Source organism: Myxococcus eversor (assembly GCF_010894455.1).
In the GTDB taxonomy this organism is placed as follows: Bacteria; Myxococcota; Myxococcia; order Myxococcales; family Myxococcaceae; genus Myxococcus; species Myxococcus eversor.
The window spans coordinates 348,929-374,456 of sequence record NZ_JAAIXY010000011.1; the positions used below are offsets into that span (position 1 = coordinate 348,929).

The window sequence follows — 25,528 nt, forward strand, 5'->3', positions numbered from 1 at the left end:
AGCCGACATACCGATTGCCCGCACCCAGCGTCGGGACGCCCGCTAGCCACGCAACAGGGCGAGCCCTCGCATTCGAGGCACCGCCTTGAGAGACGACTGGCACTCGCCGGAGCCGGGCGAGGGCTCCGGGCGGGGAGTCAGGCGCCGGGTTTCACTGGCCCGGGCAGGCGAGGCCAGGCTCGGGTGCGTCCGCGTCTTGGTGGGCGAGGAGGCAGCGCAGGGCCTCCGGGTCCGCGGAGTCGGCCAGATACGTGCGTCGCCACAGCAGTGCCGCCACGCGCTGGGGCATGAGCGGGTCCTGAGCCACGAGCGCGCGACGCACGCCGTTGGCGCCCGTGGGCACGGTGGCCGCGACGGCCTCGAGCTTCGCCACTTCATCGGGGCAGCCGTCCGGGCAGTTGTAGAGAAACACCGCGTGCCCGTGCTCCAGGTTGTGGACGTACAGACAGCGAGACACGGGCTCGCTGTAGACGCCACAGCGCGCCACGCTGCCGCAATGCGGGCCGGAGTTCGGAGGATTCTCGCCGTTGCCGCAGGCCGGGCTGTCACAGACGGCCAGGTGGCCTGACGACGTCTGGGCGGAGAGCGGAAAGCTGAACTGCTCGCAGTCGCGAGGCTCAGGGTCATCCGAGGAGTCGCATGCGGACAGCGCCACGAGCGCGAGCAGCGAGGGAAGCACGAGGGCGTGTTTGATGGGCACGGCCCACGTCATACCGCATCAGCCAGGGAATGCGCCTCGACGCTCCACGTCTTGTGCTCGCAGCCCGGGCAGGCCCACGGCCGCGGCGAACCGGACGAAGTCGGGCTGGGACAAGCTCCCACCCATGGCGTGCGGGCGACTCGCCGCGAGCAGCTCTTCAGCGAGTGAGGGCTCCAAGCCCTGGAGGAGGGGCGCGAGGTCGATGGGTGTCTGGCTTCGCAGCGCGAAGTCCACGCGTCCGGGCAGATAGCCCGTGTTGGCGGCGATGACGACGTGCTCGGGAAGTCGCTGGGCCCACCGGATCGCGACCAGTGGATGCACCTGGGCCTCGGAACTGAACAAGAGGAGCGCCACGCTCGTAGCGAGGCGGGGAGGTGTCCTCGCGCATCGTTCGACTTCCCGACGGACCTCCAGCCGGCAGTCGCGCAGTTCGTCCACACCGGGCACGCGGCCCTCCGAGATGTCCTTCGCGTTCCTGGCGCGCAGCAGGACCTCCAGGGCCCTGGGCGCTGCGAAGCGCGCGGACCGTCGCGCCGCGTGCACCAGGGACACCGCCTCCACCACGGCCTTGCGGTTCGCGCGTCGCAGCGCGTCCTTGAGGAAGGGAATGGGCGCATCCGTGCCGAACGCGCCCACGGTGCCGAGCACCGCCAGCCACTCCAGCGGGCCGGGCACCACGAGCGGCGACACGAGCACGTAGGAGAGCAGGCTGGTGCTGACCGGGGGCTCCTGTCCGTGCGCGGAGAGGACGTGGACGCCGGAAGGCCATGGCTCGGGGAGGTGGCGATCCACGACGAGCGTGGGGAGGGAGGGCAGGCGCGGTATCGCCCGGCCGTCCGTGTCGAGCGCGATGAGGGCTTCTGGCGCGGAGGCGCGGACCCGCTCCAGGAATCCGGCCGAGTGGGCGTGCTCTCCCTTTCCTGGCACGCGCAGGGCCCCGGAGGCGCGCAGTGTCTCCAGGGCGCGGACCAGGAGGACGCCGGACGCGAGCCCATCGACCTCCGGGTGGGGCGCGACGAGCACCCGCTTCCCGCGCTGTTGCTCCAGGAAGCGACGGGCCTCGGCGAGTGCGTCCTCGGCCGCGGGCCAGGTCGGGTCCTTCGTGTGTCCGAGCAGCATGTCTTGAATGCTGTAACGCGGTCCCCGGGCGCGGGAGGGAGCCGGCAGGGGGCTCGGCTGCTCCACGCACGGGCGGGCCTTCGATGCCGCGAGGTGCCGATGTCCCAAAGACAACTCATCTGGCGAGGCGCGCGGCCAGATGGCACCGAGCCCAGGTGACGGCGTCTGTTTCGCGTCGCGTCAGGTGGGGATCGCCGGAGGTGGACGTGGCGGGGAGGGAGGAGTGGTGCGACAGGGCCTACTTTCGGGATGTGTTCGGCCGACGGTTCCTCTACGGTCCGCCCCATGAAACGGACCCGACTCCCGCAGTCGTTGTTGCGTTCGGCCCTCGCGGCCATGGTGTTGACCGCTGTCCCCGGCTTCGCCCAGGCGCCCGCCGCCAAGGCCACGCCCGAGGAGGCGAAGCAGTTCGTCGAAAAGGTGAACGCGGACCTCAAGCGGCTGTGGACGAAGCAGGCCACCGCCGAGTGGATCAAGTCCACGTACATCACCGACGACACCGAGCGGAACGCCGCCTACGTCAACGAAGAGGTGCTCGGCTACGTCAACGGCGCCATCAAGGACTCGCGCCGCTTCGACGGCCTGAAGCTCGACGCGGACACCGCGCGCATGCTGCACCTGTTGCGCGTGTCGCAGGCGCTGCCGGCGCCCTCGGACGCCAAGAAGCGCGCGGAGCTGGCGACGACGGCCGCGAAGCTGGAGGGCATCTACGGCAAGGGCAAGTACTGCGGCCCCGACGGCAAGGGCGAGTGCCGCGACCTGGAGGTGCTGTCCGACGTCATGGCGGAGAGCCGTGACTACGACAAGCTGCTGGATGCGTGGCAGGGCTGGCACTCCATCTCCAAGCCCATGCGCCCGCTGTACCAGCAGTTGGTGAGCATCTCCAACGATGGCGCGAAGGACATCGGCTTCAATGACCTGGGCACCCTGTGGCGCTCCGGCTACGACATGCAGCCCGCCGAGTTCGAGAAGGAGGCCCAGCGCCTGTGGGGCCAGGTGAAGCCGCTGTATGACGACCTGCACTGCTATGTGCGCGGTCGGCTGGCGAAGCAGTACGGCGCGGAGAAGGTGCCCTCGGGCAAGCCGATTCCGGCGCACCTGCTGGGCAACATGTGGGCCCAGGAGTGGAACAACATCTATCCCCTGGTGGAGCCGTTCCCCGGTCAGGCGAGCCTGGACGTGGACTCCGCGCTGAAGACGCAGGGCTACGAGCCGCTGAAGATGGTGCGTCTGGGTGAGAAGTTCTTCACCTCGCTGGGCCTCAAGCCGCTGCCGGAGACCTTCTTCGAGCGCTCCCAGTTCACCAAGCCCAGGGACCGCGAGGTCGTCTGCCACGCGAGCGCCTGGGACGTGACGTACGAGAACGACCTGCGCATCAAGATGTGCATCAAGCCCACGGAGGAGGACCTCGTCACCATCCACCATGAGCTGGGTCACAACTACTACTTCACCTACTATTACAACCTGCCTGTGCTGTATCAGGCCGGCGCGAACGACGGCTTCCACGAGGCCATTGGCGACGCGCTGACGCTGTCGATCACGCCTGCCTATCTCCAGCAGATCGGCCTGCTGAAGGAAGTGGCGAAGAACGACAAGAACCTCATCAACCTCCAGATGAAGGACGCGTTGGAGAAGGTGGCGTTCCTGCCCTTCGGCCTGCTGGTGGACCAGTGGCGCTGGGAGGTCTTCTCCGGCCGCGTGAAGCCGGCGGACTACAACAAGTCCTGGTGGACGCTGCGGCAGAAGTACCAGGGCGTGGCGGCGCCAGTGGCGCGCTCCGAGCAGGACTTCGACCCGGGCGCCAAGTACCACGTGCCGGCGAACGTTCCTTACACGCGGTACTTCCTGGCCCGCATCCTCCAGTTCCAGTTCCACAAGGCGCTGTGCGAGGCGGCGGGTCACAAGGGCCCCCTCCACGAGTGCTCCATCTACGGCAACAAGGACGCCGGAAAGCGGCTCCAGGCGATGCTGGAAATGGGCGCGAGCAAGCCCTGGCCGGATGCGCTCCAGGTGGTGACGGGAACGCGCAAGATGGATGCGACTCCACTGCTGGATTACTTCAGCCCGCTGCGTCAGTGGTTGAAGGCGCAGAACAAAGGTCAGAAGTGCGGCTGGTAGCGTGCTGAAGTGGACTTCCCGGGGAAAGGACGTCTAGATTCCCCGGGTCCTTTAGGGTTCGCTCGGTAGGACCGGACGGCGGATTTTCGCGTCCGTGACGAAAGAAGAAGAAATCGAATGGCTACTGGTACCGTGAAGTGGTTCAACGATGCGAAGGGCTTTGGCTTCATCACCCAGGACGGCGGTGGTGAGGACGTGTTCTGCCACCACACCGCCATCAACATGGATGGCTTCCGCACCCTCCAGGAGGGGCAGAAGGTGGAGTTCGAAGTCGCCCGTGGCCCGAAGGGTCTGCAGGCGCAGAACGTCCGCGCTGGCTGATTCCTGGCGTCGTTTGTAACGACTTCCTGGATGCATCATGAGGGTCCGGCCTGCCAAGGTCGGGCCCTTCGTGCTTTCTGGAGCCCTCATGTCCTCTCCGAAGCCGCGTCTCGTTTCCGCCGTCTGTTCCTGTTGGCCCCTGGTGTTGGCATTGGGCTGTGCCACGACTCAGCCTTCGGCTCCAACCCAAGCTCCGGTGGAGGCCCGCGCCATGAAGCCCGCGTATGACGTGTCCGCCGTGAAGGCGGAGCTGGTGGCGAAGCATGGCGAGGCGTCGCGCGCGCGCATCGAGCGGGGCGTCGACCAGGTCGCCCTGCAGTGGCGGGCCGGGGACGGAGACCTGACCGCCTTCGTGCGTGAGCAGTTCGTGTCGGACGCGCGGGTGTTGGACGCGACGTTCGCCCGGCTGGAGCGGCTGTTCGAGCAGTTGGATGGGCACATGCTGGAGCTGGGCCGTGAGACGCAGTGGTACACGGACCTGGACCTGGGGCCGCTGTTGCCGGTGGAGCCGCTGGTGGCGGCGTATGACCCGGCCGCGCATGTCGCCGAAGACTTGTTCCGCGCGAAGGTCGCCTTCGTGGTGCTGCTCAACTTCCCGCTGACGACGCTGGCGGAGCGCACGGAGAAGGGCCCCACGTGGACGCGCAGGCAGTGGGCGGAGGCGCGGCTCGCTGGACGCTTCGCCATGCGGGTGCCGGCGGAGATTGAGCAGGAGTCCTCACAAGCGGTGGCGGCGGCGAACCTCTACATCGCCGAGTACAACGTGTGGATGCACCACCTGGTGGACGAGCGCGGTGAGCGGCTCTTCCCGAAGGGGCTGCGGCTCATCAGCCATTGGAACCTGCGCGACGAGCTGAAGGCGGACTACGCGGACCCGCGAGGGCGCGAGAAGCAACGCATGATCGTCCAGGTGATGGAGCGCATCATCACCCAGACGATTCCGGCGGCGGTCATCGACAACCCGAGGCTGGACTGGAACCCGTACACCAACGTCGTGACGGTGGCTCCGGCCGACACGGTGGAGGCGGACGCGCCGTCGAAGGAGGCGAAGGCGGACGCGACGCGCGAGCAGGACGTGCGCTATGCGCGGCTGCTCGCCATCTTCCAGGCCGCGCGCAAGGCGGATGCGTTCGTGCCCATCGCGCCCACGCGCATCGCTCGGGCCTTCGAGCTGGGACGCGAGCTGCCCGAGGCGCGGGTGAAGGCGCTGCTGACGCAGGTGTTGGAGTCTCCGCTGGTGCCGCGCGTGGCGAAGGAGATCGAGTCACGGCTGGGCCGGAAGCTGGAGCCACAGGATGTCTGGTACGCGGGGTTCAAGCCGGGGGCGCAGCGGCCGGAGTCGGAGCTGGATGCACTGACGCGCAAGCGCTACCCGAGCGCGGAGTCGTTCGCGAAGGACATGCCTCGCATCCTTCGTGGCATGGGGTTCAGCGCGCAGAAGGCGGACTGGCTCGCGGAGCACATCCGCGTGGATGCCTCGCGAGGCGCGGGACATGCCCAGCAGGCGATGCGTCGGGGAGACTTTCCTCGGCTGCGCACGCGCGTCGAGAAGGAGGGCATGAGCTACAAGGGCTACAACATCGCGGTGCACGAGCTGGGGCACAATGTGGAGCAGGCCTTCGGCCTCTACGGCGTGGACCACACGTTGCTCACGGGTGTGCCCAACAACGCCTTCACGGAGGCGCTGGCCTTCGTGTTCCAGGCGCGCGACCTGGAGCTGCTCGGGTTGGGCAAGCCGGATGCGGCCAGCGAGCGCGAGCGGGTGCTCGGAGACTTCTGGCAGACGTGGGAGCGCTCGGGCATCGCGATGGTGGACATGGGTGTGTGGCATTGGCTGTACGCGCATCCCGAGGCCACCGCGGCGGAGCTGGCCGAGGCGGTGGTGTCCATCTCCCGCGACGTGTGGGCTCGCTACTTCGCGCCGGTGCTGGGAGGCGAGGGCACCACGCTGCTCGCCGTCTACAGCCACATGATCAGCTATCCGCTGTACCTGCCGGACTATCCGCTCGGGCACCTCATCGCGTTCCAGATTGAAGAGCACCTGTCGCGCAAGGGGCCACTGGGCGCGGAGTTCGAGCGGATGGCCACGTATGGCGCGGTGACGCCGGACCTGTGGATGTCGCACGCGACGGGCGCGCCGGTGAGCGCGGAGCCGTTGCTGCGCGCGACGGAGGCCGCGCTGAAGGCGAAGCCGTAGGCCACGGCGGTGGTAGTCTGCGCGCCGCTCATGCCCATCAAGCGTCGACTCAAGGAACTGTTGGCCCAGGGACTGGTGAACGGAGGCCGGCGGCTCGGGCTGCTCGATGATCCTCGGCTGTTCCAGGTCTTCGAGCGCAGCGGCTACCACGTCACGCCGAACCACTTCTACCAGCCCATCCCCGACACGGGCTCGCTGCCGGAGTCACTCTGGAGCGCGCGCTCGGAGATGGTGGGCGTGGACCTGCGCGCTTCGAGTCAGCTCGAACTGCTGGAGCGAATCTCCGCGAAGTACCGCGATGAGTACACGGGCTTCCCGCGCTCGCCCACGGGGGGGCCGCACGAGTTCCACCTGGACAACAGCGCGTTCGGGACGGTGGACACGGAGCTGCTGTACTGCCTGGTGCGGGAGTTGAAACCGCGCCGGCTCTTCGAGATTGGTTCGGGCTGGTCCACGCGGCTGGCCGCGCAGGCGTGCCGGAAGAATGAGTCAGGGGGAGCGCCCGCGTGCGAACTGGTGGCGTTCGAGCCCTATCCCAGCGACGTGCTGCGTGAGGGCTTCCCCGGGCTGACGCGCCTCGAGCCCATGAAGGCGCAGGACATTCCGTTGTCGGAGGTGGCGAGGCTGGAGGAGAACGACATCCTCTTCATCGACTCCAGCCATGTGTTGAAGGTGGGCAGTGATGTCCAGGTGGAGTTCCTGGAGCTCCTGCCTCGGCTGAAGAAGGGCGTGGTGGTGCACATCCACGACATCTTCCTGCCCGCGGAGTATCCGAGGTCCTGGGTGATGGAGCACCGCCGCTTCTGGACCGAGCAGTACCTGCTCCAGGCGTTCCTGTCCTTCAACGACAGCTTCGAGGTGCTCTGGGGCAGCAGCTTCATGCACCTGACGCAGCCGGAGCGACTGCGTCAGGCCTTCCCTTCGTACCAGGGCGCTCCCGTGGACTGGCCCGGGAGCTTCTGGATTCGTCGGGTGAAGTGAGCCGCGCCGACTACGGCTGCTTGGACGTATCGCCGGGGATGTCCACCAGCTCCACGTCGAAGATGAGGACGGCGTTGGGAGGGATTCGCGAGCCCGGAGGAGGGCGCTCGCCGTAAGCGGTGGCGCCGGGGCAGGTGAGCTTCGCCTTGCCGCCCACCTTCATCCGCGCGACGCCCTGGGTCCAACACGCGATGACGCCGTTGAGGGGGAACTCGACCGGGATGCCGCGCTTGGCGGACGTGTCGAACACGGAGCCATCCACCAGCCGTCCTTCGTAGTGGACCTTCACGGTGTCGGTGATGCGGGGGCTCTTGCCATTGCCCGCTTCCGTCTCCCGGTAGACGACGCCCGTGGGCAGCTTCACCGCGCCGGGCTCCTTGGCCGCGCGCTCCAGCGCCGCGCTGCCTGCCTGGGCCTGGCGCGACTTCGCGAACGCTTGAATCCTGGGCGCGTACTCCTTCGGCTCGAAGGTGGACGTGCCGGCCATGCCGTCGGCGACGCCGCGCTGGAGGATCTTCACTTCCTCGGGCGAGAGGGCGAAGAGCGAGAGGTCCTTCCCCACGCTGAGGCCCAGGGCGTAGATGGTCTTCCCGTCCTCGGAGAGTTCGTCGGGAGCAGTCGAGGCCGCGGGAGCCTTCGCGGTGGGCTCGGCCTTCTTCGCCGCGCCGCCAGCCTGGGCGTGTGCTCCGGTGGTGCCGAGCACCAGCGCGAGGGTCGCCATCCACATCGTTCGCATGCTTCCACCTTTCATCATGAGGACTGGAATATAGGTCCCGCGCGCCTACGCCCAGCACGGAGTGGTGGGTCGTTTTCTTGCGAGTTCAGCACGTGCCTCTACCCTGCATCCAGGTTGCTTCAACCCCGGAGCAACCTGTTGCACGCAGCAGAGGAGACGGAGCGATGAGCGACAAGCGCAAGGCGAAGCGGGCGCCCCTCGACATCTACCTGAACAAGTACATGGGCGGCGTGCCGTACATGTCGCGGGCCGCTGACATCAGCCCAGAAGGGGTGAGTCTGGCGCGGTTGATTGAACCCCAGCACGAGGCGAAGCGCGTAGGCCTCCAGTTCCAGCTCCCCGGTTCGGAGGAGATCATCTACGCGGAAGGCGAAGTCGTCCGTGAGTGGGTGGAGCTGTCCACCGCCAAGAAGGGCGAGCGCTCCGGCGTGAAGTTCACCCTCCTCACCGAGCGGCACCGGAAGATGATCGACGCCTACGTCGACCGTCACGGCCGCCCGGGCAGCGAGAACTGACGCGACGCGTCGCTCCTCGGAGGTTGTCTTGACTTCCTGGGAGGCGGGCTCCTTGAATGGGCAGCGATTCTGCCCTGGGACTACCCAAGGTATCGGGTGAGACGGGAGGAGCTCCATGAGGCATTCGCTATGGGGGTTGTTGCTGGCCGTGCCTCTGTCGGCGTTCGGTCAGGGCAGGGCGGCGAGGCCCGCCCCCACCGTCGAGGTAGTCCGTCCGGTGGGCAGTGTGGGAGTGAATTGGGAGGGGCAGGTGCTTCGGGCGACCGGGGCGGGTGCTCCCGACCTGAAGGCGGCGAATCCAGGCCAGGCACGCCTGGGGGCCGAGCGCTCCGCCAGGCAGGAAGCGTCCAAGAACCTCCTCGACCAGGTGCGCACGCTGCAGTTGAGCGCGGGGCGCAGCGTGGGCGACGAGATGGCGCGGGACGAGGTGCGTGGGCGCGTGGAGACGGCGGTCCGCGCCCACAAGGTCGTCGCCAAGCGTTTCTTCTCAGACAGTGGCGTGGAACTGGATGTGGAGGTGCCGCTGGCGGCGATTACCTCCGCGCTGGTGGTGCCCGCACCAGAGACCATCGTCTTCAACAGCGAGGGCGCGAAGAGGTACACGGGGCTGGTGGTGGACGCGCGAGGGCTGGGGCTCAAGCCCGTGCTCGCGCCCCGGCTCCTGGATGCGGCGGGCAAGGCGCTCTATGGCGCGGGCGCGCTGGCGAGTGAGATTCGCGAGTCCACCGGCGTCGCAGCGTGGTTCAACAGCCTGGATGCGGCGAAGAAGGCCGCGCTGGTGGGCGAGAAGCCCATGGTGGTGAAGGCCACCGGGCTGAAGGGCTCCGACCTGGTGCTCGGCTCGGATGACGTGAAGACGCTGGGCGAGGTCAACACGCGCTTCCTGGCCGAGGGTCGGGTCGTCATCGTCACGCAGTAGCGAGGAAGGTCGGCACGGTGAGCGGTTCGCGGGTGGGATGGAGGTCGAGGCCTGCTGGCGCGGGCGTGTTCCTGCTGTTGTGGCTGGGGTGTTCGGGGCGGAAGGAGCCGGACTCGATGGCTCGGGCGCGCGAGATGATGGCCGGTGCCCAGAGCACGAGCGGTGACGTGGCCCTTCGCTGCGACCCCGATGACGCCGAGGTGTATCTGGACGGTGTGCTCCAGGGTCTGTGCAGTGACTACTCGGGCAGTCCCCGAGGGCTCACGTTGGGCACGGGCCTGCACCAGATTGAAGTGAAGAAGCGGGGGTACTGGCCCTACACAACGTACTACGAGCCCAGTGGCGCTCGGGCGAGGCTGACCATCCAGCTCCGCTCCTCGGAGAGCGTGCCCGGTGGAAGCACGCCGTGACGTGGGGGCTGCCCTCCTGGCCGCCGCGCGTCCAGCCAGGCTGCCTTGCATCAGAGTGGCCGTCGTGGTTTCCCCGAAAGCCTGGGCGATGATGGTCCGTGGACCAGCGTGGCCCTCGGGTGGGGCGGGTCGGGGACGGTTTCAGCGAAGCGCCTGGAGCCTGGACCCGGCGCTTTCGGGATGTGCAATGACGGCTTCAAGGAGCCGTAGGCCGCGGACGTCTCGCGGAAAGAGGAGTGGGTCATCGGACGCCGCAACAACAAGAAGAGCAGCCCCGCCGCCATGAGTCCCGCGCCGGCGCAGCCCATGCTGCACGCCGTGAAGGCGGAGGCCGTCGTGGTTCCGACGGTGGCTCCGGTGCTGGAGGGCGAGCTGACGGAGGTCGAGGCCCGACGCATCGACCTGTGGTGGTCGGCGGTGATGGTGGGCTCGTTGGGCCTGGTGTTCGCGCTGCTGGCGGTGTTCGGTGGCGTGGCGGTGCCGGTGCTGCTGGCGCTGGCCGGGGCGTACATCTTCAATCCCATCGTGACGACCCTGGAGCGACGGGGGTTGGACCGGACGTGGGGGACGACGCTCGTCTTCGCGGCCGGGACGCTGATGATGGTGGGCGCGTTCCTCTATCTCGTCCCGGTGTTTCGTGACGAGGCGCTGAAGCTGCCCGACTTCTTCAGTCGCGCGAGCACGCAGGTGGTGCCGCGCCTGGAGGCGTTGCTGGGGCGCTCGGTGCCGGACCTGGTGCGGCAGCGCACCACGGAGCTGGGACAGCAGGCGTCGGACCTGGTGCAGAGCGCGGGTCCCGCCGCGGCGCGGCTCCTGGCTGCCTTCGCGGGCAACACGGCTCGGTTCGTGGTGACGCTGCTGGGGCTCGCGGTGGTGCCGGTGCTGGCCTTCTTCTTCCTGCAGGACTACCCGCGATTGATGGGGCGGCTGAAGGACCTGTTGCCGCGTCGCGCGGTGGGACTGGTGGGGCGCCGCTTCGCGGAGGTGGACGAGGTGCTCTCCGCCTTCGTGCGCGGTCAGTTGACGGTGGGAGCGCTGCTGTCGGTCATCTACGCGGCGGGCTTGTCGGCGGGGCGCATCGACATGGCCATCGTCATCGGGGTGATTGCCGGCTTCGGCAACATGGTGCCGTACCTGGGGACGGGGGTGGGCATCCTGTTGTCGCTCGTGGGGGTGATGCTGTCGTGGCAGGGGCCCTGGCAGCTTGGCGTCGTGGCGGGCACGTTCATCTTCGGCCAGATGCTGGAGGGCTTCGTCATCACCCCGCGCATCGTCGGCGAGAAGGTGGGCCTGGCGCCGGTGGCGGTCATCATCGCGATTCTCGCCTTCGGTGAGCTGTTCGGCTTCGTGGGCATCCTCCTCGCGGTGCCGGTGGCGGCCATCCTCAAGGTCGTGCTGAGCGTGGTGGTGCAGCGCTACCAGCGGACCTCGCTGTACACGGGCGAGGCTCGCTCGAAGTGATGGGCGTGGCGGTGTTGCTGGCGGCGGTGCTGGCGCAGGCTCCAGGCCCCGCCAGCCTCACGCTGTCCCGGTATCGCCTGAACCTGCTCGTGGACGAGTCGGTGGATGCGGACACCCTGCGCTCCCTCGCTGGCAGTGGGACGGTGCTGTGGCTGAGCACGCGTTCGAACATGCCGCGCGACTCGACGCTGGATGCGCTCAAGAGCTTCCCCGAGGTCTGGCTTCAGGTCCGTCCACCGCTCGTCGAGGCCCATGCGCGGCAGCTCGCGCGGGCTCCCCGGGTGGGGCTCTGGGTGGACGCGACGACGCTCGACCTGTCGGGGTGGCACCATCGGCTGGGGCCCAGGCCGGTGGCGGTGGAGATTCGCGGGCCGATGGATGTGGACGTCGCCCGTCGCGTGTCGGCCGTGAGGCCCTCGCGGGTGGCGTGGTTCCCCAGGCCCGAGGAGGCGACGCTGGCGGGCTGGGGTGAGTTCGTGCAGCTCCCGGGCGCCAAGCTGATGGGGCCCCTCGCGATGGATGGGCCCGTGTCGGGTGGCGGCGCGTGGACGTGGCGCTCTCCAACCTCGAGGGGCGTGGTCTGGGTCGACTCGAAGGGGAGGGTGCCCGCGGGGGTGGTCCGGAGGATCCGCGTGAGGGAGCTGCTGGATGAGTCCGCCCTCGTGTCGTTGTTCGTCCAGGAGCCGGCCACGGAGCTGGAGATCGAAGTAGGCGCGGACCCGGAGTCCCTGGGTTATGCCCGGGCCTGGGTCGAGCGGCTGGAGGCCGCGGTGAGCGGGAGCGCGCGGTGACGAAGCTGGAGAAGCTGCATCAGGAGATCGCCGGGTGTCGGAGCTGTCCCCGGTTGGTGGAGTGGCGCGAGGAGGTCGCCCGGGTGAAGCGCCGTGCCTACCGCGAGTGGACCTACTGGGGTCGGCCGGTGCCGGGGTTCGGGGATGCGCGGGCCCGGCTCGTCATCGTCGGGCTGGCGCCGGCGGCGCATGGGGCCAACCGGACAGGGCGGATGTTCACCGGAGACAGGTCCGGGGACTTCCTCTTCGCGGGGCTGCACCGGGCGGGGTTCGCGAACCAGGGGACCAGTGAGCACCGGGAGGACGGGCTGGCGCTGAAGGACGCGTTCATCGTGGCGGCCGCCCGCTGCGCTCCTCCGGACAACAAGCCGCTGCCCGAGGAGCTGGCTCGCTGCGCGCCGTTCCTGGACCGGGAGATGGCCCTGTTGCCCGCCCGCGTGCTGCTCGCCCTGGGGGCCATCGGGTGGAACGCCGCGCTCGCGTCGCTGGAGCGGACCGGAATGAAGTTCGCGTCTCCGCGTCCCGCGTTCGGCCATGGGGCGGAGCTGGCGCTCCAGGACGGGCGGATCCTCCTGGGCTGCTACCACGTGAGCCAGCAGAACACGCAGACGGGGAGGCTGACGCCGGCCATGTTCGACGCGGTGATGGCGAGGGTCCGGGCGCTGATCGCAGCGGAGCCATAGTCCGCGCCGGGAAATGGGGAAGATCGGATGCGCTGTCGCGTGTTTGCTTGACAGCTACGGGAGCCCGCTGTTATTCCCCGCGCCACCTCAGCACCGGGTCGTTAGCTCAGCGGTAGAGCACTACCTTGACACGGTAGGGGTCAGTGGTTCGATCCCACTACGACCCAACACAGTTGATGTGATCTCCAGCGGGCGGCACGGCTTTCAAGAGCCCTGCCGCCCGCGGTTTTTCCGAGGTATCGCATGTCCGAAATGATCACGGTCACCCTCCCCGACGGCAGTCAGAAGCAGGCCGCCCGGGGGACCACCATCGCGGACTTCGTTCGGGAGAGCATCGGTGCCGGCCTGGCGAAGGCCGCGCTGTTCGCTCGGGTGAACGGCCAGGACATGGATCTGGCCCGGACGCTCGACGAGGACGTGAAGCTGCAGATCTTCACGCCCAAGAGCCCGGAGTCGCTGGAGCTCATCCGGCACGACGCGGCCCACGTGGTGGCCAGCGCTGTCCAGAAGCTCTTCCCCGGCACGCAGGTGACCATCGGTCCCGCGACGGAGGAGGGCTTCTACTACGACTTCTTCCGCGAGAAGCCGTTCACGCCCGACGAGCTGGAGAAGATCGAGGCCGAGGCGAACGCCGAGCTGAAGCGGGACATGGCGTTCGTCCGCACCGAGATCTCCATGGACGACGCCATTCGCCTCTTCGAGGAGAAGGGCGAGAAGTTCAAGGTGGAGATCGTCAAGGACATCGCCGAGCGCGGCGCCAAGACGCTCACCCTCTACACCCACGGCGACTGGGTGGACTTCTGCCTGGGGCCCCACGCCCCGAGCACCGGGAAGATCGGCGTCATCAAGATCCTCTCCTCCAGCGGAGCCTACTGGCGCGGTGACCACCGCAACCCGATGCTCCAGCGTATCTACGGCACGGCCTTCTTCGACAAGAAGCAGTTGCAGGAGTACCTGACGCGCATCGAGGAGTCGAAGAAGCGCGACCACCGCAAGCTGGGCAAGGAGCTGGACCTCTTCCACTTCCACCCGTACGCGCCGGGCGCCGCCTTCTGGACCCCGAAGGGCACGACGTTCTACCAGACGCTCTCCGACTGGATGCGCCGGCTCACGGCGAATGACGGCTACGTGGAGATCAAGACGCCCCTGATGTTCAACAAGGGCCTCTGGGAGACGAGCGGCCACTGGGGCAAGTACAAGGAGAACATGTTCCTCGTGCTCGACAGCGAGTCGGGGGAGCATGACTTCTCGCTCAAGCCGATGAACTGCCCGTCGCACCACCTGTTCTACGGCTTCAAGAAGCACAGCTACCGCGACCTGCCGCTGCGCCTGCACACCCAGGACGTGCTGCACCGCAACGAGGCGGCGGGCTCGCTCGGCGGCCTCACCCGCGTGCGCCAGTTCGCCCAGGACGACGCGCACATCTACTGCACCGAGGCGCAGATCACCGACGAGGTGAAGCGCTTCGTGAAGCTGCTGGACCACGTCTACAAGGCGGTGGGCCTGACGTACGCGGTGAAGCTGTCCACGCGTCCGGAGCAGCGGCTGGGGGATGACTCCCTGTGGGATCGCGCCGAGGCGGGCCTCAAGATGGCGCTCGAGTCGCTGGGCCTGGAGTACGAGCTGGCCCCGGGCGACGGCGCCTTCTACGGTCCGAAGATCGACTTCGCGGTGTCCGACAGCATCGGTCGCCGCTGGCAGTTGGGCACCATGCAGTTGGACTACCTGGCCCCGGAGCGCTTCGACCTGACGTATGTGGGCGAGGACAACGCTCAGCACCGGCCCGTGGTCCTCCACCGCGCCATCTTCGGCTCCTTCGAGCGCTTCACCGCCATCCTCATCGAGCACTTCGCGGGGGCCTTCCCGGCGTGGCTGGCGCCCATCCAGGCGGTCATCGTGGTGGTGGCGGACCGTCAGGCGGACTACGCCCGCAAGGTGCGCGACACGCTGCGGGCCAAGGGCTTCCGGGTGGACTTCGACGACCGCGGCCTGTCGCTCAACGCGAAGATCCGCGAGGCGCAGCTGCAGAAGATCCCCTTCACCCTGGTGGTGGGGGACAACGAGGTCGCCGCCGAGGGCGTGGCGCCGCGCCGGTACGGGGGCGAGGACCTCAAGAGCATGAAGCTCACCGACTTCGAGGCGCTGTTGGCCAAGGAGGCGGCCCTGCCGTAGCGGGTTGGACCTGGGTGGCCCGGGCCTCGCGGACAGGTCTTGACTCCCAGTCATGCCCAAGTATCTTGGGGCACTTTTTGTAGGAATCGTCGCACGCATCCCGGGAGGGGTAGGGGCGCGGGGACGGTGGGTCGACGGCTTGGCGTGCGGTCGGCGGTAGCCATTCCAGTTGAAAAGAAATAGTGGTAGAGGCTGCCGGCTCCCGCCGTGGCCTTGAGTGAAAACGCCAGAGGCCGTGACGCTGACGGCACGCTGTAAGGAAGGAATCAGGACGATGCCGAAGTTGAAGACCCGCAGTGGCGCGAAGAAGCGCTTCCAGGTGAAGAAGAGCGGCAAGGTCAAGCACGGCAAGGCCTACGGCAAGCACCTCTTCACTCACGCCAAGACGCCGAAGCAGAAGCGCGGCAACCGCGGCACCAGCCATCTTCGCGACATGGATGCGAAGAAGGTCATCAAGGAAATGTTCCCCTACGGGGCCTGAGCCTCGGCTCGGCAACCTCGTGGCCCTTGGCGGAGCGGCGTGAAGCCGGCACCGCGCGGGGGCTGACAACCTACGCAGTCCGGAGTGAGTGAAACATGCGCGTCAAGAAGGGTGTAAAGGCTCGTCGCCGTCGTAACAAGATCCTGAAGCTGGCCAAGGGTTTCCGTGGCCGCCGGAAGAACTGCTTCCGCCGGGCGAACCAGGCGGTTGAGCGCGCTCTGGACTACGCCAGCCGCGACCGCATGCAGCGCAAGCGGAACTTCCGCAGCCTGTGGATCGTCCGCATCAACGCGGCGGCTCGCACGGTCGGCCTGTCGTACTCGAAGCTGATCGCCGGGCTGGCGAAGGCGAAGATCAGCCTGGACCGCAAGGTGCTGTCGGACATGGCCATCGCGGACCCCTCGGGTTTCGCGGCCATCGCCAACATCGCGAAGGCGGCCTGATTCACGCCGGTCCTCTTCGAGGGCCAGTGACAGAGCGGGTGAGGTGGCCTTCACGGGCCGCCCGCCTGCGTGAGTAAACGGGCTGCCTCTCCAGGGCGGCCCTTTTTTTTGCCCCGAAGGGCCGTGCGCCCAGGGGCCGTGCAACGGAGGCGACAAGGCCATGCGGGACAGGTTGCAGGCGTTGGCGGAGGCCGCTCGGCGGGAGATCGCGGGGGCGTCCGAGTTGCCCGCGGTGGAAGCGCTTCGGGTCCGTTACCTGGGCAAGAAGGGCGAACTGTCCGGAGTCCTTGGCGGCATGGGCAAGCTGCCCCCCGAGGAGCGACGGGCGCTGGGTGAGGTGGCCAACACCGTCAAGGCGGAGCTGGAGAAGCTGCTCGCCGAGGCCACGCAGCGCGCCGAGGACGCCGCGATGGAGGCCCAGCTCCAGGGGCCCGGGCTGGACGTGACGTTGCCTGGACGCGCGGTGGCGCCCGGCAGCCGGCACCCGGTGTCGAGGACGATGGAGGACATCGTCCGGACCTTCTCCCGGCTCGGCTTCGACGTGGCCGCGGGCCCCGAAATCGAGCTGGACTACTTCAACTTCGAGGCGCTGAACCTCCCGAAGGACCACCCCGCGCGGGACATGCAGGACACGTTCTACGTGGACGAGCCGTCCCTGGGGCACGCGAAGAAGGCGGACAGCTCCGTGCTGTTGCGCACGCACACGTCGCCGGTGCAGGTGCGGTACATGTTGCAGCGCAAGCCGCCCATCCGCGCGGTGATGCCGGGGCGGGTGTACCGCCGCGACTCGGACATCACCCATACGCCGATGTTCCACCAGGTGGAGGGCCTGCTGGTGGACAAGGACGTGACGTTCGCCGAGCTGAAGGGCTCGCTGGATGCGTTCGTGAAGGCGTTCTTCGGCTCGGACACGCGCACGCGCTTCCGTCCGTCGTTCTTCCCGTTCACCGAGCCGTCGGCGGAGGTGGACATCTCCTGCACCTCGTGTGGCGGCAAGGGCTGCCGCGTGTGCAAGCAGACGGGCTGGCTGGAGGTGCTGGGCAGCGGGATGGTGCACCCCAACGTGTTCACCTCGGCGGGGTATGACCCGGGCGAGGTGACGGGCTACGCGTTCGGCATGGGCGTGGAGCGCATCGCGATGCTGCGCTACCGCATCGACGACCTGCGGATGATGTTCGAGAACGACGCTCGGTTCCTCGAACAGTTCTGAGTCCCGTTCTGAGTCCTTCGAGCGCGGCTGCCCGGAGCCTCCCGCCTGGCGGGGTGGCGCGGCCGCGCTCCTGTCTTCGTCCCGAGAGCAAGAGGGTGGACCTGTGAAGATTTCGGTGAAGTGGCTTGGCGACTACGTGGCGCTGCCGCTGTCAGTGGACGAGCTGGCGCGCAAGTTGACCGCCGCGGGCCTGGAGATCGAAGGCCTGGAGCGTCCGGGCGAGGGGCTCCGAGGCGTGGTGGTGGCGCAGATCAAGGAGTCCGTGCAGCACCCCAACGCGGACAAGCTCTCCGTCACGAAGATTGACGCCGGGGGCGACGCGCTGGTGCAGGTGGTGTGCGGCGCGAAGAACTACAAGGTCGGCGACAAGGTTCCGCTGGCCACGGTGGGCACGAAGCTGCCCAACGGGATGGAGATCAAACAGGCCGCGCTGCGAGGCGTGGACAGCTCCGGCATGCTCTGCTCCTCGAAGGAGCTGGGGCTGAGCGAGGAGTCGAGCGGCCTGCTCATCCTGTCGCCCGACTTGAAGCCGGGCACGCCCATCGCCGAGGCGCTGGGGCTGGACGACGTGGTCCTGGAGGTCAACATCACGCCGAACCGTCCGGACGCGCTCAGTCACCTGGGCGTGGCGCGCGAGGTGAGCGTGGTGACGGGGGCGGCGCTGAAGGTTCCGCAGCCGAAGCTGACGGAGTCGGGGACGCCCGCGTCCCAGAGCGCCAAGGTCCGTGTGGAGGACTCGGTGCGCTGCCCGCGTTATGCGGCGCGCGTGGTGGAGAACGTCACCATCAAGCCGTCGCCGCAGTGGATGCAGGACCGGCTGAAGGCCTGTGGTGTGCGGGCCATCAACAACGTGGTGGACATCACCAACTACGTGAACCTCGAGTTCGGGCAGCCGCTGCACGCGTTTGATTTGGACAAGCTCGGGGGGCAGGAGATCGTCGTCCGCGCGGCGAAGAAGGGCGAGAAGCTCACCACCCTGGACGGCAAGGAGCGGACGCTGGACCAGGAGGAGCTGGTCATCTGTGACCGGGACCGGCCGCAGGCGCTCGCGGGCGTCATGGGTGGCGGCGACAGCGAGGTGACGGAGAAGACGACGCGCCTGTTGCTGGAGTCGGCGAACTTCCTGGGCTCGGGCGTGCGTCGGGCGGCGAAGCGTCATGCGCTGCACACGGAGGCGTCTCACCGCTTCGAGCGTGGGGCGGACCTGGACGCGGTGGTTCCGGCCATCGAGCGGGCGGCGCAGCTGCTCATCGAACTGGCGGGCGGTACGGTGGCGCCGGGGCTCATCGACATCTATCCGGCCGAGAAGCCGCCGCGTCAGGTGACGCTGCGCTTCGCGCGGGTGGAGAAGGTGCTGGGCGTCGCGGTGCCCGAGGCGGAGGTGCGGCGCATCCTGGAGGCGCTCGGGTTCCAGAAGCTGGCGGAGAGCGCGGGGCAGGCGACGTACTCGGTGCCCAGGGCGCGGGTGGACGTGGAGCGCGAGGAGGACCTGCTGGAGGAGGTCGCTCGTGTCTTCGGCTACGACAACATCCCGGCGAAGCTGCCGCGCGGACTGGCGTCACTGGCGCCGGAGCCGGCGCACTCGGAGGCGGAGCGGAGGCTTCGGCAGGCGATGTCAGGTGCGGGGCTGGACGAGGTGGTGAACTACTCGTTCGTCGCGCCGAAGAACCTGGAGGTGCTGGGCCTGAAGGAGCAGCCGGTGGCGCTGCTCAACCCGCTGAGTGTCGAGCAGTCGGTGATGCGCACCAGCTTGATTCCCGGGTTGCTGGAGAACCTGTCGCGCAGTGTCCGTCACCAGGTGGAGTCGGTGTGCCTCTACGAGACGGGCCGCGCCTACTTCCGTGACGCGGAGGGAGGGCAGGGGACCCGGCCGGCGGCGCGCGAGGTGAATCGCGTGGCGGGCCTGGTGTGGGGCCTGCGGGGTGGTGGCCGGAGCTGGACGCAGAAGGATGCCCGGGCGGACTTCTACGATGCCAAGGGCGCGGTGGAGGCGGTGCTGGGCGCGCTGCGGGTGGAGGGCGTCACCTGGTCGCCCGGCGGGCCGTCGGCGTACCACCCGCGTGCCAGCGCGGAGGTGAAGTTGGCGGACGGCACGGTGCTCGGCCATGTGGGTGAGCTGCACCCGCGCGTGGTGAAGGCGCTGGGGTTGCCCGAGGGCGTGTTCGTGTTCGAGCTGGACACGGAGCCGCTGTACTCGGCGGCTCGGCTGGTGCCCGAGTATCACTCGCTGCCGAAGTTCCCCGCGGTGCTGCGGGATTTGGCGGTGGTGGTGCCGGTGGAGCTGGCGAACGACTCGGTGCGGAAGGTGATCCTGGAGGTGGGGCGGCCGCTGGTGGAGGACGCGCTGGTGTTCGACGTGTACACGGGCAAGCCGATTCCCGAGGGGAAGAAGAACCTGGCGTACGCGCTGCGCTACCGCTCGGCGGAGCGGACGTTGACCGACGTGGAAGTCACGGAGGCGCACCAGCGCATCATCAGCGAGGTGAACCAGCGCCTGGGTGCCGCGCTGCGTGCCTGAATTCCTGAATGAAGTCAGAGGGTTGACTTGCCTTCGGGAAGGCTGCCACAGTATTTGGGCGTTCACCGTGCTGAGGGTGGGGGCATCCCGAGGATTCGCATGACGAAGGCGGACATCATCGAGGGCGTCTACGAGAAGGTCGGCTTCTCGAAGAAGGAGTCGGCCGAAATCGTGGAGCTCGTGTTCGACACGCTCAAGGAGACGCTGGAGCGTGGGGACAAGATCAAGGTCTCCGGGTTCGGCAACTTCCAGGTGCGCCAGAAGAAGGCGCGAGTGGGTCGCAACCCGCAGACGGGCAAGGAGATTGAAATCTCGGCCCGTCGGGTGCTGACCTTCCGGCCGAGCCAGGTGTTGAAGAGCGCCCTCAACGGGGAGGCCCCGCCGGAAGATCACGCGGAGATCGACGCTCGCGAGGAAGCAGCCGCCGACGCGGCCGAGGCTCGGGGCGAGGACTTCGACGAAGAGGGAATGGAAGATTCAGAAGGGTGAGTTTTCCCAACGCGGCCTGCTGCTCCTGCTTGACCTGGGCGTTGTGTAGGGGCATAAGGGCGCACCGTTTCACGACGGCGGCAGCAACCGCGGTTTTCGGGGCGTAGCGCAGCCTGGTAGCGCACTTGCTTGGGGTGCAAGTGGTCGCAGGTTCAAATCCTGTCGCCCCGACCATCGAAGGCCCTGGAGTCCCTGGCGAAAGCCTGGGAGTCCAGGGCCTTCACTTTTTAGGGCCTCTGGCTCCAGCAGGAAACGCGTTCTCTCGCTGAACGCACCCTGGGGCGTTCATGGGTCCATGCCCGCTCCCTTCGGGGGGCATGGACCTATGTGAGCACTCCTGGCGCGGACGCCGCTCTTCAGGACTCCTCTTCCAACTCGGCCATCATCCGGCTCAGTTCCTCGGGGTCGACCTGAGACGCGAGCGCGGCCTCGATGTGAGTGGAGAGGTTGGCGATGGTGGGGGTTTCGAAGATCTCTCTCAGCGGCAGTTGCACACCGAAGAGCTCATCGACTCGCGAGATGGCTTGTGTGGCCAGCAGTGAGTGGCCGCCCAACTCGAAGAAGCTGTCGTTGCGGCCAACCTGCTCGACGCCCAGTAGCTCCATGAAGATGGCGCCGAGCTGCGTTTCGATTTCGCCCCGCGGTGGCTCGAAGTCCAATCCCTGCAGCAGGGCCCGGTCCGGAGCGGGCAGAGCGTTGCGGTCGAGCTTGTCGTTGGAGGTGAGGGGCAGGGCCTTCAGTGCGACGAAGGCGGAGGGCACCATGTACTCGGGCAACCGCTGGAGCAGGTGGGCGCGAAGCGCGGCCGTGTCCAACTCGTGGCCGTCAGCCAGCACGGCGTAGGCGACGAGGCGGCTGTCACCGGGCACGTCCTCACGCACGAGGGCGACGGCCTCGTGAATGGACGGGTGCTGAGCGAGCACGGCTTCGACTTCGCCCAACTCAATACGGAAGCCACGCAGCTTCACCTGAGAGTCGGCCCGACCGAGGAAGTCGAGCTCACCCGAGGCCAGCCACCGGACGCGGTCCCCGGTGCGGTACATGCGCGCGCCGGGCGTGGTGCTGAAGGGATGGGGGACGAAGCGCTCGGCGGTGAGGTCGGCGCGGTGCAGGTAGCCGCGGGCGAGGCCGGGGCCGCCGACGAAGAGCTCTCCCGGGACGCCGAGGGGCACCGGGTGCAGGGCGGAGTCGAGGACGTACAACTGCACGTTGGGCAGTGCGCGACCAATGGTGAGGTGATTGGGATTGACGGGGCCGGGAGTCACCGAGGCGCAGACGGTGACTTCAGTGGGGCCGTAGGCGTTGAGAAGCAGGCGCCCCTGGCCCCAGCGCCGGGCCAATTCAGCGGGCAGGGCCTCACCGGCGGAGGCGAGCGTGCGCAGCGAGTCCAGGCCTTCGGGCGAAGTCTGCGCGAGCACCGAGGGCGTGAGGGTGGCGGTGGTGATGGCCTGCTTCTGCAGCAGCGAGTGCAGGGGCAGGCCGGGCATGAGGGCGTCGCGCGGCGCGAGGCAAAGCTGGGCGCCGCTGAGCAGGGCGGAGAAGCATTCCCATACCGAGGCGTCGAAGCCGAAGGCGGCGAATTGCAGTGCCTTCTGTCCCGGCTCCAGGCGCAGCGCGCCCGCGGCGGCGAGGGCGGTATTGCACAAGCCCCGGTGCGTCAGCAGCGTGCCCTTGGGCTGGCCGGTGGAGCCGGAGGTGAAGATGACGTAGGCGAGGTTCTCGCCGCCGCTGACAGAGGCCAGGTTGTCGTCGGGAAGCGAAGCGAGCTGGGCCCAGTCGGAGTCGAGGCAGAAGAGCATCTCACTCTGGCTGGGGAGTTCGTCCGCGAGGTGCTGCTGGGTGAGGAGCACGGGGACGGCGGCCTGCTGAAGCATGAAGGCCAGACGCTGGGCGGGGTAGCTGGAGTCCAGCGGGACATAGGCGCCACCGGCCTTGAGGACGCCGAGGATGCCCACCACCATGTCGAGGGAGCGCTCGACGCAAAGGCCGACGAGGGTATCGGGGCCGACGCCGAGGGAGCGCAGGTGACGAGCGAGTTGGTTGGCGCGGGAGTTGAGCTGAAGGTAGGTGAGGGAGGAGGACTCGAAGCTGACGGCGGGAGCGTGGGGCGTGCGCTGCACCTGGGCTTCGAAGAGCTGGTGAGCGGTGGTGTCCGGACGCTCCTGGTGAGTCTGGTTCCAGTCCACCAGCACCTGCTGGCGTTCGGCGGCCGGCAGCATGGACAACTGGGAGAGGCGTTTGCTGGGAGCGGCCACGGCCGACTCCAGCAGCGTCTTCAGGTGGCCCACCATCCGCTCGATGGTCCGCGCCTCGAACAGGTCCGTGCTGTACTCGCAAGAAGCCGTGAGGCCTTGCTCGGTCTCATTGAATGACAGCGTGAGGTCGAACTTGGCGGTGCGGTGGTCCACCGGCACCAGCTCCAGCGTGAGGCCTGGCAGCTCCAGTTTGGATTGAGGCTGGTTCTGGAGGACGAGCTTGACCTGGAAGAGGGGCGCGTGGCCGAGGCTGCGCTCGGGGTTGAGTTCGCGCACCAGCTCCTCGAAGGGCACGTCCTGGTGGGCGTAGGCACCCAGAGACGCCTCGCGCACCCGGCCGAGCAGCTCGCGGAAGGTGGGGTCACCGTCGAGCTTCGTCCGCATGACGAGCTGGTTGATGAAGAAGCCGATGAGGCCTTCGGTCTCCGCATGGGTGCGGTTGGCGATGTCGGTGCCGACGACGATGTCCGTTTGTCCGGAGTAGCGGGCCAGCAGCACGTCGAAGGCGGCCAGCAGCGTCATGTAGAGCGTGACGCCCTCGCGCTGGCTCATCGTCTTCATCGCGGTCACGAGCTCCACGGAGAGCCCGAACTGGTAGTTCTCTCCGCGGACGGTGCGGCTCGTCGGGCGCGGCTTGTCGGTGGGCAGTTCGAGCAACTGCGGGATGCCGTCGAGTTGCTGGCGCCACCAGCCGAGTTGACTCTGGAGCACCTCACCCGCCAGCCACTGGCGCTGCCACGCGGCGTAGTCGGCGTATTGGATGGCCAGCTCGGGCAGCGGCGAGGGCTGACCCGCGATGAGTGCCCCATAGCCCGTGGCCACCTCGCGCACGAGGATGCTCATGGACCAACCGTCCGAGATGATGTGGTGCATCGTCAGCAGCAGCACATGTCTGCGCTCGGCCAGTCGCAGCAGCGTGACGCGCATCAGCGGCGCCCGCGCCAACTCGAAGGGACGCTTTGCCTCTTCGTTGGAAAGTCGCTCTACCTCGGCCTCCAGCTCGGTGGACGGCACACCGGACAGGTCCAGCACAGGCAGAGGCAGCGTCAACTCGGGGGCGATGTGCTGCACCATGGAGCCCTGCTCCGCATGGAACGTGGCTCGCAGTCCCTCATGGCGGCGGATGAGCTCGTTGAAGCTCTTCTCCAGCGCGGAGGCGTCCAGCACGCCCTCCAGCCGCAGGACCGCCGGCATGTTGTAGAGCGGGCTGTCCGGCTCGAGCTGGTTGAGGAACAAGAGGCGGTGCTGCGCGAACGACAGCGGCAATGCGCTCCCTCGCGCATGGGGTCGGATTGGCGGAGCCTGGACTCCATGCCCGGCCCGTGCCGCCGCCTCGACGCGCGCCGAGAGCGCTACCACGGTGCGCAGCTCGAAGAGGTCGCTCAGCGGCACTTCCACCTGGAAGGCATTGCGAATGCGGCTGATGACCTGGGTGGCCAGCAGTGAGTGGCCGCCAAGGTCGAAGAAGTCATCATCCGTGCTCATCACATTCACGGCCAGCAGCTCACGCCAGATGGCGGCGATGATCTCCTCCGCCGGCGTACGCGGAGCGATGAAGGGCTTGGCCTTCTCCCGCGAAATCTCCGGAGCAGGCAGTGCGTTGCGGTCGAGCTTGTCGTTGGAAGTAAGGGGCAGGGCATCCAGTGCGACGAAGGCGGAGGGCACCATGTACTCGGGCAGCCGCTGGAGCAGGTGGGCTCGCAGCGCGGCCGTGTCCAACTCGTGGCCGCCCACCAGCACGGCGTAGGCGACGAGTCGGCTGTCACCGGGCACGTCCTCACGCACGAGGGCGACGGCCTCGTGGATGGACGGGTGCTGAGCGAGCACGGCTTCGACTTCACCCAACTCAATACGGAAGCCCCGCAGCTTCACCTGAGAGTCGGCCCGGCCGAGGAAGTCGAGCTCACCCGAGGCCAGCCACCGGACGCGGTCCCCGGTGCGGTACAGGCGTGCGCCGGACGTGGTGCTGAAGGGATGGGGGACGAAGCGCTCGGCGGTGAGGTCGGCGCGGTGCAGGTAGCCACGGGCGAGGCCGGGGCCGCCGACGAAGAGCTCTCCCGGGACGCCGAGGGGCACGGGGTGCAGGGCGGAGTCGAGGACGTACAACTGCACGTTGGGCAGCGCGCGACCAATGGTGAGGTGATTGGGATTGACGGGGCCGGGAGTCACCGAGGCGCAGACGGTGACTTCAGTGGGGCCGTAGGCGTTGAGAAGCAGGCGCCCCTGGCCCCAGCGCCGGGCCAATTCAGCGGGCAGGGCCTCACCGGCGGAGGCGAGCGTGCGCAGCGAGTCCAGGCCTTCGGGCGAAGTCTGCGCGAGCACCGAGGGCGTGAGGGTGGCGGTGGTGATGGCCTGCTTCTGCAGCAGCGAGTGCAGGGGCAGGCCGGGCATGAGGGCGTCGCGCGGCGCGAGGCAAAGCTGGGCGCCGCTGAGCAGGGCGGAGAAGCATTCCCATACCGAGGCGTCGAAGCCGAAGGCGGCGAATTGCAGTGCCTTCTGTCCCGGCTCCAGGCGCAGCGCGCCCGCGGCGGCGAGGGCGGTATTGCACAAGCCCCGGTGCGTCAGCAGCGTGCCCTTGGGCTGGCCGGTGGAGCCGGAGGTGAAGATGACGTAGGCGAGGTTCTCGCCGCCGCTGACAGAGGCCAGGTTGTCGTCGGGAAGCGAAGCGAGCTGGGCCCAGTCGGAGTCGAGGCAGAAGAGCATCTCACTCTGGCTGGGGAGTTCGTCCGCGAGGTGCTGCTGGGTGAGGAGCACGGGGACGGCGGCCTGCTGAAGCATGAAGGCCAGACGCTGGGCGGGGTAGCTGGAGTCCAGCGGGACATAGGCGCCACCGGCCTTGAGGACGCCGAGGATGCCCACCACCATGTCGAGGGAGCGCTCGACGCAAAGGCCGACGAGGGTATCGGGGCCGACGCCGAGGGAGCGCAGGTGACGAGCGAGTTGGTTGGCGCGGGAGTTGAGCTGAAGGTAGGTGAGGGAGGAGGACTCGAAGCTGACGGCGGGAGCGTG

Annotated in this window: 20 protein-coding genes and 2 tRNA genes; 18 read left to right on the plus strand and 4 right to left on the minus strand. The window is 68.0% G+C overall.

Annotated elements, in window-relative coordinates; all coding sequences use genetic code 11:
* Positions 1–151: 151 nt before the first annotated feature.
* Positions 152–712: a DUF3105 domain-containing protein gene (locus tag G4D83_RS23565; RefSeq protein ID WP_163867051.1), complete on the minus strand. Its 561-nt coding sequence runs from the start codon at positions 710–712 to the stop codon at positions 152–154.
* Between the two features lie 6 nt (positions 713–718).
* Positions 719–1,819 carry a hypothetical protein gene (locus tag G4D83_RS23570; RefSeq protein WP_163867052.1) on the minus strand — a complete coding sequence of 367 codons (1,101 nt, stop codon included), beginning with the start codon at positions 1,817–1,819 and terminating at the stop codon, positions 719–721.
* 285 nt (positions 1,820–2,104) lie between these two features.
* Between G4D83_RS23570 and G4D83_RS23575 the strand changes: the two genes are divergently transcribed.
* The 4 genes from G4D83_RS23575 (at position 2,105) to G4D83_RS23590 (ending at position 7,436) form a co-directional block, all read left to right on the plus strand.
* Positions 2,105–3,937: a M2 family metallopeptidase gene (locus G4D83_RS23575; RefSeq protein WP_163867053.1), complete on the plus strand. Its 1,833-nt coding sequence runs from the start codon at positions 2,105–2,107 to the stop codon at positions 3,935–3,937.
* Between the two features lie 117 nt (positions 3,938–4,054).
* On the plus strand, positions 4,055–4,258 hold the full coding sequence (locus G4D83_RS23580; protein ID WP_141640610.1) for a cold-shock protein: 204 nt from the start codon (positions 4,055–4,057) through the stop codon (positions 4,256–4,258).
* 37 nt (positions 4,259–4,295) lie between these two features.
* Positions 4,296–6,455 (plus strand): hypothetical protein, encoded by a 2,160-nt coding sequence (locus G4D83_RS23585; protein ID WP_163867054.1) that lies wholly within the window; start codon positions 4,296–4,298, stop codon positions 6,453–6,455.
* Between the two features lie 30 nt (positions 6,456–6,485).
* Positions 6,486–7,436: a class I SAM-dependent methyltransferase gene (locus G4D83_RS23590; protein WP_163867055.1), complete on the plus strand. Its 951-nt coding sequence runs from the start codon at positions 6,486–6,488 to the stop codon at positions 7,434–7,436.
* Between the two features lie 10 nt (positions 7,437–7,446).
* On the opposite strand, the gene G4D83_RS23595 is transcribed toward G4D83_RS23590, so the two are convergent.
* The gene (locus G4D83_RS23595; protein ID WP_163867056.1) at positions 7,447–8,172 is read right to left on the minus strand and encodes an FKBP-type peptidyl-prolyl cis-trans isomerase; all 726 of its coding nucleotides are present in this window, start codon (positions 8,170–8,172) and stop codon (positions 7,447–7,449) included.
* Between the two features lie 164 nt (positions 8,173–8,336).
* On the opposite strand from G4D83_RS23595, the gene G4D83_RS23600 reads away from it, so the two are divergent.
* From G4D83_RS23600 to G4D83_RS23665, 14 genes are all read left to right on the plus strand, one after another.
* Positions 8,337–8,687, plus strand: a complete 351-nt coding sequence (locus tag G4D83_RS23600) for a PilZ domain-containing protein (RefSeq protein WP_163867057.1) — start codon at positions 8,337–8,339, stop codon at positions 8,685–8,687.
* 115 nt (positions 8,688–8,802) lie between these two features.
* Positions 8,803–9,606, plus strand: coding sequence for a hypothetical protein (locus G4D83_RS23605; RefSeq protein ID WP_205522698.1), 804 nt, complete (start codon positions 8,803–8,805; stop codon positions 9,604–9,606).
* A gap of 116 nt (positions 9,607–9,722) precedes the next feature.
* Positions 9,723–10,016 carry a PEGA domain-containing protein gene (locus tag G4D83_RS23610; protein ID WP_163867058.1) on the plus strand — a complete coding sequence of 98 codons (294 nt, stop codon included), beginning with the start codon at positions 9,723–9,725 and terminating at the stop codon, positions 10,014–10,016.
* A gap of 282 nt (positions 10,017–10,298) precedes the next feature.
* The gene (locus G4D83_RS23615) at positions 10,299–11,477 is read left to right on the plus strand and encodes an AI-2E family transporter (RefSeq protein ID WP_240356521.1); all 1,179 of its coding nucleotides are present in this window, start codon (positions 10,299–10,301) and stop codon (positions 11,475–11,477) included.
* Positions 11,478–11,482: 5 nt separating this feature from the next.
* Positions 11,483–12,268, plus strand: a complete 786-nt coding sequence (locus G4D83_RS23620) for a hypothetical protein (RefSeq protein WP_163867059.1) — start codon at positions 11,483–11,485, stop codon at positions 12,266–12,268.
* Entirely contained in the window at positions 12,265–12,951 is a 687-nt protein-coding gene (locus tag G4D83_RS23625; RefSeq protein ID WP_163867060.1) for a uracil-DNA glycosylase, read from the plus strand. Before G4D83_RS23620 ends, G4D83_RS23625 begins: the two co-directional genes overlap by 4 nt.
* A gap of 95 nt (positions 12,952–13,046) precedes the next feature.
* Positions 13,047–13,118, plus strand: a tRNA-Val gene (locus tag G4D83_RS23630).
* A 76-nt stretch (positions 13,119–13,194) separates the two neighbouring features.
* A complete protein-coding gene (gene thrS / locus G4D83_RS23635; RefSeq protein ID WP_163867061.1) occupies positions 13,195–15,123 on the plus strand; it encodes a threonine--tRNA ligase in 1,929 nt (642 codons plus the stop codon).
* Between the two features lie 274 nt (positions 15,124–15,397).
* Entirely contained in the window at positions 15,398–15,604 is a 207-nt protein-coding gene (gene rpmI, locus G4D83_RS23640) for a 50S ribosomal protein L35 (RefSeq protein WP_141640619.1), read from the plus strand.
* Positions 15,605–15,699: 95 nt separating this feature from the next.
* Positions 15,700–16,047 carry a 50S ribosomal protein L20 gene (rplT, locus tag G4D83_RS23645; protein WP_163867062.1) on the plus strand — a complete coding sequence of 116 codons (348 nt, stop codon included), beginning with the start codon at positions 15,700–15,702 and terminating at the stop codon, positions 16,045–16,047.
* 160 nt (positions 16,048–16,207) lie between these two features.
* Positions 16,208–17,257 (plus strand): phenylalanine--tRNA ligase subunit alpha, encoded by a 1,050-nt coding sequence (gene pheS / locus G4D83_RS23650; protein ID WP_163867063.1) that lies wholly within the window; start codon positions 16,208–16,210, stop codon positions 17,255–17,257.
* Positions 17,258–17,360: 103 nt separating this feature from the next.
* Positions 17,361–19,775: a phenylalanine--tRNA ligase subunit beta gene (gene pheT / locus G4D83_RS23655; RefSeq protein ID WP_163867064.1), complete on the plus strand. Its 2,415-nt coding sequence runs from the start codon at positions 17,361–17,363 to the stop codon at positions 19,773–19,775.
* A gap of 99 nt (positions 19,776–19,874) precedes the next feature.
* A complete protein-coding gene (locus tag G4D83_RS23660; RefSeq protein WP_141640623.1) occupies positions 19,875–20,264 on the plus strand; it encodes an integration host factor subunit alpha in 390 nt (129 codons plus the stop codon).
* A 97-nt stretch (positions 20,265–20,361) separates the two neighbouring features.
* A tRNA-Pro gene (locus G4D83_RS23665) sits at positions 20,362–20,438 on the plus strand.
* Between the two features lie 182 nt (positions 20,439–20,620).
* Here G4D83_RS23665 and G4D83_RS23670 read toward each other — a convergent pair.
* Positions 20,621–25,528 (minus strand): non-ribosomal peptide synthetase (locus tag G4D83_RS23670; protein WP_163867065.1); only part of this gene is annotated, 4,908 nt, incomplete at its 5' end.

What these genes read in the sequence shown, in the direction of transcription:
- G4D83_RS23565 (WP_163867051.1), bottom strand. Translation starts at nt 712, where the DNA reads ATGACGTGGGCCGTGCCCATCAAACACGCCCTCGTGCTTCCCTCGCTG.
- G4D83_RS23570 (WP_163867052.1), bottom strand. Translation starts at nt 1,819, where the DNA reads ATGCTGCTCGGACACACGAAGGACCCGACCTGGCCCGCGGCCGAGGAC.
- G4D83_RS23575 (WP_163867053.1), top strand. Translation starts at nt 2,105, where the DNA reads ATGAAACGGACCCGACTCCCGCAGTCGTTGTTGCGTTCGGCCCTCGCG.
- G4D83_RS23580 (WP_141640610.1), top strand. Translation starts at nt 4,055, where the DNA reads ATGGCTACTGGTACCGTGAAGTGGTTCAACGATGCGAAGGGCTTTGGC.
- G4D83_RS23585 (WP_163867054.1), top strand. Translation starts at nt 4,296, where the DNA reads ATGAGGGTCCGGCCTGCCAAGGTCGGGCCCTTCGTGCTTTCTGGAGCC.
- G4D83_RS23590 (WP_163867055.1), top strand. Translation starts at nt 6,486, where the DNA reads ATGCCCATCAAGCGTCGACTCAAGGAACTGTTGGCCCAGGGACTGGTG.
- G4D83_RS23595 (WP_163867056.1), bottom strand. Translation starts at nt 8,172, where the DNA reads ATGCGAACGATGTGGATGGCGACCCTCGCGCTGGTGCTCGGCACCACC.
- G4D83_RS23600 (WP_163867057.1), top strand. Translation starts at nt 8,337, where the DNA reads ATGAGCGACAAGCGCAAGGCGAAGCGGGCGCCCCTCGACATCTACCTG.
- G4D83_RS23605 (WP_205522698.1), top strand. Translation starts at nt 8,803, where the DNA reads ATGAGGCATTCGCTATGGGGGTTGTTGCTGGCCGTGCCTCTGTCGGCG.
- G4D83_RS23610 (WP_163867058.1), top strand. Translation starts at nt 9,723, where the DNA reads ATGGCTCGGGCGCGCGAGATGATGGCCGGTGCCCAGAGCACGAGCGGT.
- G4D83_RS23615 (WP_240356521.1), top strand. Translation starts at nt 10,299, where the DNA reads ATGAGTCCCGCGCCGGCGCAGCCCATGCTGCACGCCGTGAAGGCGGAG.
- thrS (WP_163867061.1), top strand. Translation starts at nt 13,195, where the DNA reads ATGTCCGAAATGATCACGGTCACCCTCCCCGACGGCAGTCAGAAGCAG.
- rpmI (WP_141640619.1), top strand. Translation starts at nt 15,398, where the DNA reads ATGCCGAAGTTGAAGACCCGCAGTGGCGCGAAGAAGCGCTTCCAGGTG.
- rplT (WP_163867062.1), top strand. Translation starts at nt 15,700, where the DNA reads ATGCGCGTCAAGAAGGGTGTAAAGGCTCGTCGCCGTCGTAACAAGATC.
- pheS (WP_163867063.1), top strand. Translation starts at nt 16,208, where the DNA reads ATGCGGGACAGGTTGCAGGCGTTGGCGGAGGCCGCTCGGCGGGAGATC.
- G4D83_RS23660 (WP_141640623.1), top strand. Translation starts at nt 19,875, where the DNA reads ATGACGAAGGCGGACATCATCGAGGGCGTCTACGAGAAGGTCGGCTTC.